Source organism: Dactylosporangium sp. NPDC049525 (assembly GCF_040676755.1).
Classification (GTDB): Bacteria; Actinomycetota; Actinomycetes; order Mycobacteriales; family Micromonosporaceae; genus Dactylosporangium.
Map to the genome: position 1 here is coordinate 1 of NZ_JBFAPO010000022.1, position 13,964 is coordinate 13,964.

Genomic DNA, 13,964 nt, shown 5'->3' on the forward strand with positions numbered 1-13,964 from the left:
GGCGCGGACGGGGGCCGGGGCTGGCTGCTCGGCGCGGACGGGGGCCGGGGCTGGCTGCTCGGCGCGGACGGGGGCCGGGGCTGGCTGCTCGGCACGGACAGGGGCCGGGGCTGGCTGCTCGGCACGGACAGGGGCCGGGGCTGGCTGCTCGGCACGGACAGGGGCCGGGGCTGGCTGCTCGGCGTGAACGGATGTGGGGGGCGAGGCGAGCCGTAGATGGCCTGGCGGGGCGGGCAGGTCCTGGGGCGGGGCGCCCGCGGTGGGTGGCATGGGCTGCGGCCCGCGGCAAGCGGCCGGGGCGAGCGGAACGTGGTCCGCCTGCGTGCGGGCAGGATCGTTCACGCCGTCGGTCCCGACCACAGCGTCGTCGACGCGTGTGTCGTAGGACTCGGCGGTCGCCGAAGCCGACATGCCAGCCACGGCACCTGCTCCCCCACTGTCTGTGCTGTTCTCCCGCCGCGCTCCGGCCGCCCGCTGCGGCGACCTTGCGTGACGCTGTCCTGCTGCGCCGCGGGCCAAGGCCCGCGCTGTCAAACCGTGTCGTCAAACCCCGCTGCCACATCCGTCAGACCCGCTGCCCACGCCCGCCGAACCCGCCGCCCACGCCCGCCGGACCCGCCGCCGCACCCGTCAGACCCGCCGCCCACACCCGCCGCACCCGTCAGACCTGCTGCCCACGCCCGCTGGACCCGCTGCCACACCCGCCCGCCCACACCCGTCAGACCCGCCGCCGCACCCGTCAGACCCGCTGCCCACACCGCGTCAGACCCCGCTGCCCACACCGTCAGACCCCGCTGGCACGCCGGCCGGACCCGGCTGGCACCTCTGCCGGACGTGACCTGCCACGCCGCCGCGTCAGCGGGGCGGATGCCGGTCGAACGCCGCCCGGAAGCGGACGCGCAGGAGCGGGAGGGGAACGGCTGGTGGAGACGGCCCGCGGCAGGCTGACGACGCAGATGGCGGCCGGTCCGAGCGTTGCGCACCCGCCGGCCCGGCAGGGCCTGTGGTGCACCCGGCCACCTGCTCCGGTCTCCCACCCGGCCCGGCCGCCGTCTGCGCCGTCAGCCCGCCGCGGCCCGGGCCCGGCGGTAAGACCGGGTCCGACACGAGGAGGGGCGAAGTCCGAACGGCAACGGAGCTGCACGACCATGCCAGGCCCAGCGCCCTGGGCGACGACCGAGGCCTGCGGTCCGACCCACAAACCAGGACCGGAAGCCTCGACGCCCGAGGGCCATGGCCGCCATCACCGCCGGGAACTGGGCCGGGAACTGGTGGCACTGGCGGGCGCCGGCGGCGGTCCGGGCCGGTCGGGCCGGGTCTTGGCACCTGCCGCGGGTCAGCTGGCCAGACCCTCGAGCCTGGGCTGATAGGAGAAGCCGAGGCCGACCTCGACAACGGCGATGAACTGCTCCGCGGAGCGCATGAGGTCGTCGGCCTCCCGGGCGGTGACCACCCGCGGGATGCCCGCCTCGGCGGCGGAGCGCTTGCTGGCACCGGCGGCAAAATAGGCCGCCCACTCGGTCAGCTCGGGCGCGACGAGCACCAGCAGCGACCAGACGCTCGTCACCCGGCTGCGGCGGCCCGGCGCGGCGGGCACCGCCCGGGCGGCGAGGACGGCGGCGGCGGCGCGCAGAGCGGCGAGGTGGGCGGTGGCATAGCGCATGCCGTCGGTGCGGATCTCCGCCGCCTCTTCGAGGCCACGGCGGGCAATGGTCAGCAGCTCCCGCGGGGTGCGGTGGGGAAGCGCATGCGCGGGAACCGGAAGCTGTTGTCGGGACACACCGCCGGCCGGGCCGGCGACCGAAGGGGTGGCCGGGGCGGTCGGGAATCGACTGACGTTGGACGAGTGGGTCGAACGGTTCGTCGGCATCGGTGTCTCCCTCTGTGGTGCGTCGGCGGGCCCGCGGTGGGTGCCCGTGGTGCGTGCGTGCCGCCGCTGGGGGAGTAGCGGTGACGCGCGGGTCGGACGGTGCTCGGACAGCGGATCGAACGGCGACGTCGCCGGCCGGGCGTGGAGCTTCCCCACACCACCCCCGGCCGGCGAGCCGGCTGGGTCGTTGCCCGCCGCCCGGGGGTCGTGGGCGGCGGGCAACGACCCCACCTGAGGCCAGACCCGCGAAAATCCGGCCTCCGCGGTGTCGCGGACCGCGCTCGGGAAGAACGCCGCGAATCGCCTTCCCGAAGCAGTTCGAACACTCGTTCGACTGGGATAAGACTACACCCGGGGGGCGGGAAAGGTGCAACGGCGCGGGCAGATTTTTCGAACATCCGTTCGCACGATCATCCGGTCGTGTCGGCCCCCGTCGAGGGGTGCAGATGGGTGCGCTCACCGTCGTGGTCGAAGATGCAGAGGATCTCCGCGGGGCCGCCGTGCGCCCCGAAGGCGTGCGGCGTCATGGTGGAGAACTCCGCCGCCTGACCGGCCTCGACCAGGATGGTCCGCTCCCCCAGCCGCAGCACGATCACCCCCGACAGCACGGTGAACCAGTCCTTGCCGGGGTGCACCCGCAGCTCCTCGGGGACCGGGCGGGTGACGCGCATCTTGGCCACGGAGACGCCGTGCGGTCCCGGCTCCCGGGTCAGCATCCAGGTGGTCATCCCGTGCGCCGTGTCGCGCCGCGGCCGGATCACCACGTCCTCGTCGTCGACGCCCTCGACGAGCTGGTCGAGGCTGGTCCCAAGCGCGCGGGCGATCGGGGCGAGCTGGTCCAAGGCGATCCGCCGGTGGCCCGTCTCGATCCGGCTCAGCGTGGAGGGGCTCAGATAACACCGGGAGGCGAGGTCGTCCAGGGACCAGCCCTTGGCCACCCGCAGCCCGCGGATCCGCTTGCGAACCAACCCGTCGAGCTCACCGTCTTGCGTCATACGCAAGATGCTATGTCACCGACGCAAGATCCGGCTATCTTCGGTACATGGGACACCACCACCATTCCGATCATGCGGGCCACGCCGATCTCGCCGACATCCTCGACCTCGACGCCGAGGTGCTGCACGACCACCTCACCGAGGTCATGGCCTGGGTGCACGAGCGCGCCGGCAACCCCACGACGGTGCTCGACCTGGGTGCCGGCACCGGCGCCGGCACCCTGGCGCTGGCCCGCCGCTTCCCGGAGGCGCGGATCACCGCCGTCGACGTGTCACCGCAGATGCTGGAGCACCTGCGGCACAAGGCACACGCCGCGGGCGTGGCCGACCGGGTCCGCACGGTCGAGACGGACCTCGACACCGCCCTGCCGGACCTCGGCGCGACCCAGGCCGGCGCCCAGGCCAGCATCCAGGCCGATCTGGTGTGGGCGGCCAACTCCCTGCACCACCTCGCCGACCCCGTCGGCACGCTGCGCAGGCTCCGCACCACGATCCGCCCCGGCGGCCACCTCGTGGCCCTGGAGATGAGCGCATTCCCGCGGTTCCTGCCCGGCGACGCGCTCGAGGCCCGCTGCCACGCCGCGGTGACAGAGGCGCGGACCGGTGACATGCCGCACCTCGGCGCCGACTGGGGGCCGCTGCTGCGCGCCGCGGGCTTCACCGTCGAGGCCGAGCACCGCTTCGAGATCGACCTGCGGCCGCCGCTGCCGGAGGCCACCGGCCGCTACGCCCAGGCGACTCTGCGCCGCCTGCGCGACGGCCTCGATGGCCGGCTGACCCCGGACGACCTGACGGCGCTGGAGGCCCTCGCCGAGGCCGTGCCGCACCGCGCCGACCTCACCGTCCAAGCAAGTCGCACCGCCTGGCTCGCCACCCCCTGAACATCCACGGGTAAGGGGTGGAGAACCACCCACTCCTGACCTGTACCCTCTGCGGGTGACCCACCAGCCCCGCCCCGCCGCCGGTGTCGCGATGGTCCTCGCCGGCAGCGTCCTGTTCGCCGTCAACGGCACCGTCTCCAAGCTCGCCGCCGAGACGGGGATCGACGCGCCGCAGCTCACCACGCTGCGGGCCGGCGGCGCCGCGCTGGGGCTGTTCGCGCTCGCGCTGCTGGTGCGGCCCTCCCGGCTGCGGGTCACCCGCCGGGAGGTGCCGATGCTCGTCGCGTACGGCCTGGCCGGGTTCTTCTTCGTCCCGATGCTCTACTTCGTGGGGATCAGCCGGCTGCCGGTCGGCATCAGCCTGCTGTTCGAGTACACCGCGCCGGTCCTGGTCGCGCTGTGGGCGCGGTTCGTGCAGGGCCACGCGGTGCGGCCCAGGCTGTGGGTCGGGCTCGCCGCGAGCCTCGCCGGCCTGGCCTGCGTCGCGGAGATCTGGGGCGAACTGCGCCTGGACACGGTCGGGGTGAGCGCCGCCCTCGGCGCCGCCGTGCTGCTCGCCGTCTACTACCTGCTCAGCGCCCGGGGCGTGGCCAGCCGCGACACGCTGTCGCTGACCGCGTACGCGTTCGGGGTGTCCGCCCTCGCCGGCTCCGTGGTCCGGCCGTGGTGGGACTTCGACTTCGCCCGCACCACGGTCACCACCCACGGCGTCCCGGTGTGGCTGCTGCTGATCTACGTGGTGATCGGCGGGTCGATCGCCCCGTACCTGCTGCTCGCCGGCGCGATGCGGCACCTGCCGCCGACGAGCGTCGGCATCATCGGCATGTCGGAGCCGGTGATCGCCACCGCGGTGGCCTGGCTGGTCCTGCACGAGCACCTCAACGTGGCGCAGATCTGCGGCGGCGCGCTGATCCTGGCCGGCGTCGCGCTCGCCGAGACCGCCCGGGTCAAGCCCGAGCCGTCCGAACCGGCACACCTGCCCGCGAACTAGAGTCGACGCATGCAGCAGCATCCCAACGTGCAGGCGATCCAGGACGCCCTCGACGCCGCCGGGGCGCGCACCGCCGCCGGCACCCCCTGCCAGGTGCGGGTGCTCACCGAGCCGGTGCACACCGCGGTGGCCGCCGCCGAGGCCGTCGGCGTCGAGGTCGGCCAGATCGCCAACTCGTTGATCTTCGAGGCCGCCGGCGACCCGCTGCTGGTCCTCACGTCCGGGGCGCACCGCGTCGACACCGGCAAGGTCGCGGCGCTGCTCGGCATCAGCAAGAGCAAGGTCAAGCGCGCCACCGCCGAGTTCGTCCGGGAACACACCGGCCAGGTGATCGGCGGGGTGTCGCCGCTGGGCCACCCGAAGCCCGTGCAGACCCTCGTCGACGTCGACCTCGCGCAGTACGAGGAGATCTGGGCCGCCGGCGGGATCCCGCAGGCGGTCTTCCCGGTCACGTACGCAGAGCTGGTGCGCATCACCGCCGGCACCCCCGCCGAGGTCGCGTGACGGTCCGGCTCCACGTCTGGCGGGTGCGGCCCGCCGCCGTGCCCCGGGCGTTGTGGGGCATGGCGGTCGACCGCCGGCCGCTGCGCCGCGACGCCACGTTCGTGAAGCTGCTCGGCACCGGCCGGGGCGGCGAGTTCGGCGCGGGCAAAGCGGACCTGACCCGCTGGGCCGCGATCATCGTCGGCGACGCCGCGGTGACCCCGCCGATGCGCGGTGTCACCGCGAGGTGCGTCATCACCCTCGCGCCGGTCGCGAGCCGCGGCACGTGGGCCGGGCAGGCACCGTTCGTACCGGATCGCGCCCTGCAAAAGGACGGCATGATCGCCGTGCTGACCCGGGCCCGGCTGAAGGCCCGCAAGGCGCCCGCGTTCTGGAAGGCCATCGACCCCGTGTCCCGGGCGCTGCCGGACGCCGAGGGCATGATCTGCGCGTTCGGCATCGGTGAGGCACCCGTAGGATTCCAGGGCACGGTCAGCCTCTGGCGCAGTGCGGCGGATGTCGTACGTTTCGCGTACCGTCAGCCCGAGCATGCCGCCGTCGTGGACCGCACGGCCCGGGAAGGCTGGTATGCGGAGGAGTTGTTCGCCCGGTTCCGCGTGCTGGACGTCACCGGCGACCGTGAGGTGATCGGTTGGAGGGACAGCCCGTGAGGCTCGTGCGGTGGCGCGGGGACGATCTCCTCGCGCGGCTCGACGACGTCATCGCCGTCTACGGGGAAGCGATGGGCTACTCGGTCCAGCTCCTGCAGACCCGCCGTGGCTACGTGGCCGGCCACACCCGGCGCGAGTCGTTCCAGGCGGTCGCGACCCTCGACGACGACGACAACCTGCTCGGCTTCGGCTACGGCTACCGCGGCACGTCCGGGCAGTGGTGGCACGACCAGGTGCGCAACGCACTGCGCCGGGAGCACCGCAAGTTCTGGCTCGGCAACTGCTTCGAGCTCGTCGAGCTGCACGTCCGGCCGCACGCGCAGGGCCACGGCATCGGCGCCCGCCAGCTGCACGACCTGCTCAGCAACGCGCCGCAGCAGACCGCGCTGCTGTCCACGCCCGAGGCACCCGAGGCCACGTCGCGCGCCTGGCGGCTCTACCGGCGGTTCGGCTTCGTCGACGTCCTGCGGCACTTCAACTTCCCGGGCGACGACCGCCCGTTCGCCGTCCTCGGCCGGCAACTGCCGTTGTGAAAGCCCTCTGGGCCGTGTTCGCGGCCCTGGTCCTCGTCGAGATCGCCTACCCGCTCGTGCACGGCGGCACCCGCGCCGCGCTGACCGTCGCCACCGTCGGCACCGGCTACCTGCTGTCCGTCGGGCACGCGTGGCTGTCCCGCGGCCCACGCGCCGCGGGCCTGCTCGTGGCGGTCACGACCGGCGGCGGGTTCGCGGTCGAGGCGTTCGGCCGGGCGACCGGCTTCCCGTTCGGCGACTACGACTACACCGGTTCGCTCGGGCCGCGCCTGCTGGGCGTGCCACTGGTGATCCCCCTCGCCTGGACGTGGATGGCGTGGCCGGCGTGGGTCGCCGCGGCCCGCCTCACCGGCCGGCCGTGGCTGCGGGTGGGCGTGGCGGGGCTGGGCCTGGCCGCCTGGGACCTCTTCCTCGACCCGCAGATGGTCGCCGAGGGCCACTGGCACTGGGACGAGCCGGGTGCGTCGCTGCCCGGTGTCCCCGGCATCCCGCTGACCAATTATCTCGGTTGGCTGGTGGTGGCCTTGGTACTGGCGGCCGCGCTGACCCCCATCGGCGGTGCCTTGTCCACAGACCGGCCGATATACGCCCTCTACCTGTGGACGTACGGCTCCAGCGTCCTCGCGCACGCCGTGTTCCTCGGCATGCCGGCGTCGGCGGCGTGGGGTGCCCTCGGCATGGGCCTGGTCGCGATCCCCCTGGCGGTGACGCTGTGGCGCTCGCGATCCTGACCGTCGTGGTGTTCGCGCTCACCGCGCACACGGTGGTCAACGCGCTGCTGCTGCGCAGGCCACCCGCCGGCTCGCGGCCGTCAGACGACCGGGTCGCGGTGCTGCTGCCGCTGCGTGACGAGGCGGACCGGGTCGAACCGTGCCTGCGGGCGCTGCTCGCCCTGCGCGGCGCGCCCCGGCTGCTGATCCTCGACGACGGCTCCACCGACGGCACCGCCGACCTCGTCCGGTCCGTCCTCGCCCCCGCCGGCGACCGGGTCACGCTGCTCAGCGGCGCGCCGCTGCCGCCGGGCTGGCTCGGCAAGCCGCATGCCTGCCAGCAGCTCGCCGACGCCGTTTCCTCGCCGGTTGACGTCCTCGTGTTCCTCGACGCCGACGTGGTACTGCGCCCCGACGCGCTCGACGCGGCCACCGCAGTACTGGACGCTACGGGCGTGGACCTGCTCAGCCCGTACCCCCGGATCACCACGGGAAGTGCGGGCGAGCGGCTCGTGCAGCCGCTGCTGCAGTGGTCATGGTTGACGTTCCTGCCGCTGCGGGCGGTGGAACGCTCGCCGCGGCCGTCGCTCGCCGCGGCCGGCGGGCAGTTCCTGCTGGTCCGGCGGGCCGCCTACGACCGGGCCGGCGGGCACGCCGCGGTCCGCGACAAGATCCTCGAGGACATCGAACTGGCCCGCGCGGTGAAACGCTCCGGCGGCCGGATCGCGCTCGCCGACGGCTCGGACCTCGCGACCTGCCGCATGTACACGTCGTGGCGCGAGGTCGTCGACGGTTACAGCAAGTCGTTGTGGGCGTCGTTCGGCTCCCCCTTCGGCGCCGCGGCCGTCGTGTCGCTGCTGCTGCTGTTGTATGTCGCGCTGCCGCTCACCGCCCTCGCCGGGTCCTGGTGGGGCCTGGCCGGCTACCTGCTCGGCGTGGCCGGCCGGGTCGTCAGCGCCCGCACGACCGGCGGCCGGGCCTGGCCCGACGCCCTCCTGCATCCCGTCTCCGTGCTGCTGTTCGCCTGGCTGGTCGCCCGGTCCTACCGGCGGCGGGGGCGGGTCACCTGGAAGGGACGCCCCACATGGCGACCGTGACCGTCATCGGCGCCGGCGTCGGCGGCCTGGCCACCGCCGCCAGGCTCGCCGCGGCCGGCCACCGCGTCACCGTCTTCGAACAGGCCGCGTCCGCCGGCGGCAAACTCGGCCGGCGGTCACGGGTCACCGCCGAGGGCACGTTCCGGTTCGACACCGGGCCGAGCCTGTTCACGCTGCCGCAGGTGGCAGCGGAGCTGTTCGCGCACACCGGCGGCCCCGCCCCGGAGCTGGACCTGGTCGCGTTGGATCCGCTGGTACGGCACCGCTTCCCCGACGGCACGACCCTGGACTCGTGCGCCGGGGCCGGCTTCGCCGACCGGATCGCGGCCGCGTTCGGCCCTCCGGCGGCGGCGGACTGGCGGCGGCTGTGGCAGCGGGCCGGCCGCGTCTGGGAAACCTCGTGGCGGCACGTCCTCACCGCCCCCGTCGACAGCCCGCTGCAGCTGGCCGGCCTGGCGTGGCGGCTGCGCGACCTGGCCGCGATCGCACCCGGCCAGACCCTGCGCGGCCTGGGCCGCCGGCACCTGCGCGACCCACGGCTGCGGATGCTGCTGGACCGCTACGCCACGTACACCGGCGCCGACCCGCGCCGCGCGCCGGCCGCGCTGCTCGCGATCCCCTACGCGGAACTGGAGTTCGGCGGCTGGTACCTGCGCGGCGGCCTCGGCACCCTCGCCGACGCGCTGCTCGCCCGGTGCGCCGCACTCGGCGTCACCGTCCACTTCGGCACGCCCGTCGAATCGGTGCTCATGGAAGGCTCCCGGGCCGCCGGCGTCGTCCTCGCCGACGGGACCACGGTCCGCTGCGACCTGCTCGTCGCCAACGCCGACGCGCTGCACGTCTACCGCGACCTGCTGCCGACACCACGCCGGGCAGCCGCCCTCACCCGGCGCAGCCTCGGCGGTTTCGTCCTGCTGCTCGGGGTACGCGGCACAACCCCCCAACTGGCCCACCACACGGTGTTCTTCCCCCGCGACTACGACGCCGAGTTCGACGCGATCTTCGGCGCCCCGGCCCGCCCGCCGGACGACCCCGCGGTGTTCGTCACGTCGCCCGACGACCCCGCCGCCCGCCCGGACGGCCACGAGGCGTGGTTCGTCCTGGTCAACGCCCCGCCGCAGGGCCCCTTCGACTGGCGGGCACCCGGCGTCGCCGACGGCTACGCCGACCGCGTCCTCGCCACGCTCGCCGCCCGGGGTGTCGACGTGCGGGACAGGCTGCTGTTCCGCGACGTGCTGACCCCGGCGGACCTGGAGACGGCGACCCGCTCCCCCGGCGGCGCGATCTACGGCACCGCCAGCCACGGCCTTACCGGCCTGCTCCGCCCACCGAACCGCGGCGCGGTCCGCGACATGTTCCTGGTCGGCGGGTCCGTCCATCCCGGCGGTGGGCTGCCGCTGGTGATGCTGTCCGCGAAGATCGTCGCCGACCGGATCGGCCCCGCATAGCCTCGCTGGCCAGACCGGCCCCGCATCGCCTCGTCACGGTCCGCAGCCGCAGCGCCAGGCGGCCGACGCGCGGCCCGGCCGACGCGCGGGCCGGCGACGGGCGGCCCGGCCGACGGGCGGGCCGGCGACGCGTGGGGGCGGGCACAGCGACGCTGGGCGGCGTGGCGACGCGCGGGCGACACGCGCGGGGACGGCCACGGGCGACGCGCGGACTCGGTCACATCGACGCTGGGCGGTCGTGGCCGAAGCCGAGACCCTGCACGCCTCGCTCAGTCGGGGACAGGACCCGGGCCGGTGACGGCCGACTGCTTGCCTACCGTACCCCACCCGAAAAAATGATCTCGAGAATCGTCGCCGGGCAATCACCATCCGTGATACCCCGGAGATCACGTCGCAGAGATTCTGCCACGAAGCTCAGGACAGGGCGCGGCGGACGGCGACGGCGAGCTGGACGAAGCCGGCGACGGTCAGCGCGGCCATGGCCGCGAGCACGGCGAGGACCGTCTGCTCCTGCCACCGGTCCGCGACCCCGGCGCCCGCGACCGCGAGGAGCCCGAAGATCGTGACGAGGACGCGGGTGGGGCGCTCCGCGACCGTGACCGTGCCGATGTCGGACATGCCGGCGACGGTGGCCCTGGCTCGCACGTACTCGTGCAGCCACATTACGGCGCAGCAACCCGCGGCGAGCCAGGCCGGCCCGCCGAGGATGACCAGCGCGACCAGCCAGCACGCCTCGGCGACCCGGTCGGCGGCGGAGTCGTAGACCTGGCCGAGGCGGCTCGCCCGGCCGGTGACCACGGCCAGGACGCCGTCGACGGTGTCGGCGACTGCCGACAGCAGCACCAGCACCGCCCCCGCGAGAGCCCAGCCGGGTCCACCGGTGACCGCGAACGGCACGGCGGCGGCCAGTAGCAGCCCAAGGGCGGTGATGGCGTTCGGGCTGCGGACACCGATTCGTACGAGGGCGGCGCCCACCTCGTACGACATGCGCAGCCAACCCTGCACCACCGGCGGCGCGGATCTCGGGTCGTAGCCGCCGTGCGCCGCCGCCCACCGCTCGGCGTAGCCGTCCCAGTCGCGGACGTCAGACGCGGGCGCCGACACCGAGCTGCTGCCAGACCTCTCGCGTGGCCGTCGACCGGTTGAGCGTGATGAAGTGGATCCCCGGCACGCCCTCTTCGAGGAGCCGCTCGCACATCTCGCTGGCCAGGTCGATGCCGAGGCGCCGGACCGCCTGCGGGTCGTCGGCGACGCGTTCGAACCGTGCGGCGAGTGCCGGCGGGAACGGTGCGCCGGACAGCTGCTGGGACCGCGCGATGGTGCCGATCGCCGTGACCGGCATGACCCCGGCGACGATCGGGGTGTCGCAGCCGGTCGCCGCGACCCGGTCCCGCAGCCGCAGGTAGTCGTCGGCGTCGAAGAACATCTGGGTGATCGCGAAGTCCGCGCCGGCCCGGCATTTGCGGACGAAGTTGGCGGTGTCGGACTCGATGTCGGCCGACCGCGGATGCTTGTACGGGAAAGCCGCCACCCCGATGCTGAAGTCTCCCGACTCGCGGACGAGGCGCACCAGGTCCTCGGCGTAGAGCACGCCCTCCGGGTGCCGGACCCACTCCCCCATGGGGTCGCCGGGCGGGTCGCCGCGCACCAGCAGGAAGTTGCGGATGCCGGCGCCGGCCAGCTGGCCGATGACGTTGCGCAGCTCGGCGACGGAGTGGTTGACGGCGGTCAGGTGCGCCATCGGCAGCAGCGTCGTCTCCGTCGCCACCCGCTCTGTCACGGCGACGGTCGTGTCGCGGGTGGTGCCGCCGGCACCATACGTGATCGAGACGAACGACGGCCGCAGCGGCTCCAGCTCGCGGATCGCCTGCCACAGCTGGCGCTCGCCCTCGGGGGTCTTCGGCGGGAAGAACTCGAAGGAGAACGTCGCAGCGGCCCCGGAGATCAGGTCACCGATCGCCGCGGGTCCACCACCCATCACGGAAGGAAGTCCAGAAGCCACGTCCCGACTGTAGTGCCATCGACGCCGCGGCTGGGGGCTCCGCGGCCACCGAATCATGTCGTACCTCTGGGGTAGAAAGGCGGTGGACGGTTCGACGTCCGCGGGCATCGCGAAGGCCTGCGGGCGCTGGGGTGTCCGGCTGGACCGCGAGCGGACGGGGGTCGCTGGTTCCAGGAGGTCGTGACCGATGTCCCAGAGGATCTACCCGCCCGCACGCCCTGGCGAGTCGCTCGGCGTGCTGCTGACCCGCGTGCGCCAGGCGCAGGGCAAGTCGCAGGTGCGGCTCGCCGGGCTGCTGTGCGCCGCGTCGGGGCTGCCGACGCTGACCCGCCACGAGATCTCCAGGTGGGAGCGGGAGGAGCGCATCCCGAGCCGGGTCTGGCTGGGCTGGCTCGCGCTCGTGCTCGACACCCCGCTCGACGACCTGGAACGCGCTGCGGCGCTGACCCGCCTGTGGAGGGAGCCGACCATGACCTTGACCACGACGCCGATCACGCCCGTTACGTCCATCACGCCAACACCGGCATCGTTGCCGCAGCCACAGCCGGCGCCGACTGTGGCTGCGGCGCCAGCCGGGCACGGCGGTGCCGGGCACGGCGGTGCCGGGCACGGCGGTGCCGGGCACGGCAGAGCGAGGGCTGCCGGGAGCGGTGGCGCGGGCTCCGGTGGGAACGGCCGGCACGGCGGAGCGGGGGCCGTCGGAAGAGGCAGCGCGGGCTCCAGTGGGGACAGTCGGCACGGCAGAACGGGGGGTGCCGAGAGCGGCGGCGCGGGCTCCGGCGGGGACGGCGGTGTGGATCGGCGTGGGCGCATCGCCGAGCTGCGCCGTATGGACGATCTCCTCGCCGGGCCGGAGCTGCTCGCGCTCGTGCTCGCCGAGCTGCGGGACGCCGCCCGCGACGCCGCCGCTGGACGCGGCGAGCCGGCGCACGTTGCGGAGCTGGCCCAGCTGCACACCTGGGTGGCAGCCGACGCGGGCCGGCATCCGCCGGACGGTGTCCAGCGCGGCGGGGTGCGGGCGGCCCTCGCCGCCGGCGACCGAGCTCTGGCGGGGCATCTGCTCGGCTGCCACGCTCAGGCCGTCGCGGAACGCGGCGAAGGGCAGGACGCGCTGCGGGTCGTGTCCATCGCCGAGCGGGTCGCGGCCGGCAGCGACGCGGCGACCACGACGGTGCTGTCGCTGCGGGTCGCGTTCGCGGCGGCGCAGGCCGACGACCGGCGCACGTGCGACACGGCGCTCGCCTCGGCCGATCGCGCGCATGCGCGCCGGGTGCCCGGCCTCGATCCGCCCTGGCTCTACTGGCTGGACGGCGCCCACGTGGACGCGCTCGCCGGGCTGAGCCTGGCCGCGGCGGGCCGGCCCGCGGCGGCGCTGCACCGCCTCGCCGCCGCGCAGCGCGCGCCGACCATCCGGTTCCGAGCCGCCGGCCTGGTGAGTGCCGCCACCGCCCACGCCCACCTCACCGCCGGCGACCTCGACGCGGCGTGTGCCGCCGCCACCGAGACGCTGCTGGCGTGCGTGGACTCGGGGTCGTTCAGGGTGCTGCACCGGCTGCGGCGCCTGGAGGCCGCCTTGCACGCCACCATGGGCAGCGGGCGCCCGGCGGCGCTGCGGGCGTATACGGACCTGGCCGCGTCGGCCGCCGCGTATCTGCCGGGCGCCGCACCGGCACCGGTCCGATCGGCGCCGATCCTGAGCGCCTCGGCGCAGGTCCAGGGGAGGGTGGCCAGCTGATCCTCAGAGCCGATCAGTCCGGCCTCGGACGTGGGCAGGGTCGAACGGGCCGTCGCGCTCTAGTCCACCGAGTGCTCTCCAGTCCACCGAGATGAGTTGTCCGCCGGATGTGGTTCGTATGCGTGTTCGTCATGCCCTGTGAACGTCGCCGTCGAGGGCAGCATTCGCTTCGGTCAAAGACGAACCCGCCGATTGCCGGACCGGCTGGCACCGCGCGCGGCGGTACGTATAGACAGTGTGCGATCTACCCGCGCTCCAGAGATCATCCTACGGGTAGATCACACATGGTCGATGGCGCAAAAGCGCTAAAAGCGGCAAAAGCGGGTATTGACCAGCGTCTGTCCGGACCGGCGGCGTCGGGCAGTGGCAGCGGGGGCGAGAAGCGTGTTGGCAAAGGGCCACCACCCGCGACCGCGATAACGGTCCGCGAAGGGACGGTTTCGCTGTGTTGTCGCAGGCCGGGAAGGGTCAGCCGACCGGTTCGACCGGATGCCGGACCGGCTGACGCAGGTGGGGTCCGGAGCGGCGGGCGCGGCGGATTCGGACTA

At 74.3% G+C, this 13,964-nt stretch carries 13 protein-coding genes and 1 pseudogene; 10 read left to right on the top strand and 4 right to left on the bottom strand.

Annotated elements, in window-relative coordinates:
- Positions 1 to 216 (top strand): annotated as a pseudogene (locus AB0K00_RS28260) (hypothetical protein); the annotation flags it as partial.
- Positions 217 to 1,336: 1,120 nt separating this feature from the next.
- On the opposite strand, the gene AB0K00_RS28265 reads toward AB0K00_RS28260, so the two are convergent.
- The gene (locus AB0K00_RS28265; protein ID WP_363525840.1) at positions 1,337 to 1,870 is read right to left on the bottom strand and encodes an SAV_6107 family HEPN domain-containing protein; all 534 of its coding nucleotides are present in this window, start codon (positions 1,868 to 1,870) and stop codon (positions 1,337 to 1,339) included.
- Between the two features lie 410 nt (positions 1,871 to 2,280).
- Positions 2,281 to 2,865, bottom strand: a complete 585-nt coding sequence (locus AB0K00_RS28270; protein WP_363525842.1) for a helix-turn-helix transcriptional regulator — start codon at positions 2,863 to 2,865, stop codon at positions 2,281 to 2,283.
- Between the two features lie 47 nt (positions 2,866 to 2,912).
- On the opposite strand from AB0K00_RS28270, the gene AB0K00_RS28275 reads away from it, so the two are divergent.
- The 8 genes from AB0K00_RS28275 to crtI are packed head-to-tail and all read left to right on the top strand — an operon-like array spanning position 2,913 to position 9,679.
- Positions 2,913 to 3,746 carry a class I SAM-dependent methyltransferase gene (locus tag AB0K00_RS28275; RefSeq protein WP_363525845.1) on the top strand — a complete coding sequence of 278 codons (834 nt, stop codon included), beginning with the start codon at positions 2,913 to 2,915 and terminating at the stop codon, positions 3,744 to 3,746.
- 55 nt (positions 3,747 to 3,801) lie between these two features.
- Positions 3,802 to 4,737, top strand: coding sequence for an EamA family transporter (locus AB0K00_RS28280; RefSeq protein WP_363525848.1), 936 nt, complete (start codon positions 3,802 to 3,804; stop codon positions 4,735 to 4,737).
- A 9-nt stretch (positions 4,738 to 4,746) separates the two neighbouring features.
- Complete coding sequence (locus AB0K00_RS28285; RefSeq protein WP_363525850.1) at positions 4,747 to 5,241, top strand: YbaK/EbsC family protein; 495 nt, start codon at positions 4,747 to 4,749, stop codon at positions 5,239 to 5,241.
- Complete coding sequence (locus tag AB0K00_RS28290) at positions 5,238 to 5,891, top strand: monooxygenase (protein WP_363525852.1); 654 nt, start codon at positions 5,238 to 5,240, stop codon at positions 5,889 to 5,891. Before AB0K00_RS28285 ends, AB0K00_RS28290 begins: the two co-directional genes overlap by 4 nt.
- Positions 5,888 to 6,424 carry a GNAT family N-acetyltransferase gene (locus tag AB0K00_RS28295; RefSeq protein WP_327009132.1) on the top strand — a complete coding sequence of 179 codons (537 nt, stop codon included), beginning with the start codon at positions 5,888 to 5,890 and terminating at the stop codon, positions 6,422 to 6,424. Before AB0K00_RS28290 ends, AB0K00_RS28295 begins: the two co-directional genes overlap by 4 nt.
- Positions 6,421 to 7,155, top strand: coding sequence for a carotenoid biosynthesis protein (locus AB0K00_RS28300; protein WP_363525855.1), 735 nt, complete (start codon positions 6,421 to 6,423; stop codon positions 7,153 to 7,155). The genes AB0K00_RS28295 and AB0K00_RS28300 overlap by 4 nt, the downstream gene beginning before the upstream one ends.
- Positions 7,137 to 8,231, top strand: coding sequence for a glycosyltransferase (locus AB0K00_RS28305; protein WP_363525858.1), 1,095 nt, complete (start codon positions 7,137 to 7,139; stop codon positions 8,229 to 8,231). The genes AB0K00_RS28300 and AB0K00_RS28305 overlap by 19 nt, the downstream gene beginning before the upstream one ends.
- Positions 8,219 to 9,679, top strand: coding sequence for a phytoene desaturase family protein (gene crtI, locus AB0K00_RS28310; RefSeq protein ID WP_363525861.1), 1,461 nt, complete (start codon positions 8,219 to 8,221; stop codon positions 9,677 to 9,679). The genes AB0K00_RS28305 and crtI overlap by 13 nt, the downstream gene beginning before the upstream one ends.
- 414 nt (positions 9,680 to 10,093) lie before the next feature.
- On the opposite strand, the gene AB0K00_RS28315 is transcribed toward crtI, so the two are convergent.
- Together AB0K00_RS28315 and metF are read right to left on the bottom strand one after the other, a co-directional pair.
- On the bottom strand, positions 10,094 to 10,783 hold the full coding sequence (locus tag AB0K00_RS28315; RefSeq protein WP_363525863.1) for a CDP-alcohol phosphatidyltransferase family protein: 690 nt from the start codon (positions 10,781 to 10,783) through the stop codon (positions 10,094 to 10,096).
- The gene (gene metF / locus AB0K00_RS28320) at positions 10,764 to 11,681 is read right to left on the bottom strand and encodes a methylenetetrahydrofolate reductase [NAD(P)H] (protein WP_363525866.1); all 918 of its coding nucleotides are present in this window, start codon (positions 11,679 to 11,681) and stop codon (positions 10,764 to 10,766) included. Before metF ends, AB0K00_RS28315 begins: the two co-directional genes overlap by 20 nt.
- 187 nt (positions 11,682 to 11,868) lie before the next feature.
- Here metF and AB0K00_RS28325 point away from each other — a divergent pair, with 187 nt between their 5' ends.
- Positions 11,869 to 13,416 carry a helix-turn-helix transcriptional regulator gene (locus AB0K00_RS28325; protein ID WP_363525869.1) on the top strand — a complete coding sequence of 516 codons (1,548 nt, stop codon included), beginning with the start codon at positions 11,869 to 11,871 and terminating at the stop codon, positions 13,414 to 13,416.
- The last annotated feature ends 548 nt before the right edge of the window (positions 13,417 to 13,964 follow it).

Coding starts and splice junctions, on each gene's coding strand:
- AB0K00_RS28265 (WP_363525840.1), bottom strand. CDS start 1,870: ATGCCGACGAACCGTTCGACCCACTCGTCCAACGTCAGTCGATTCCCG.
- AB0K00_RS28270 (WP_363525842.1), bottom strand. CDS start 2,865: ATGACGCAAGACGGTGAGCTCGACGGGTTGGTTCGCAAGCGGATCCGC.
- AB0K00_RS28275 (WP_363525845.1), top strand. CDS start 2,913: ATGGGACACCACCACCATTCCGATCATGCGGGCCACGCCGATCTCGCC.
- AB0K00_RS28285 (WP_363525850.1), top strand. CDS start 4,747: ATGCAGCAGCATCCCAACGTGCAGGCGATCCAGGACGCCCTCGACGCC.
- crtI (WP_363525861.1), top strand. CDS start 8,219: ATGGCGACCGTGACCGTCATCGGCGCCGGCGTCGGCGGCCTGGCCACC.
- AB0K00_RS28325 (WP_363525869.1), top strand. CDS start 11,869: ATGTCCCAGAGGATCTACCCGCCCGCACGCCCTGGCGAGTCGCTCGGC.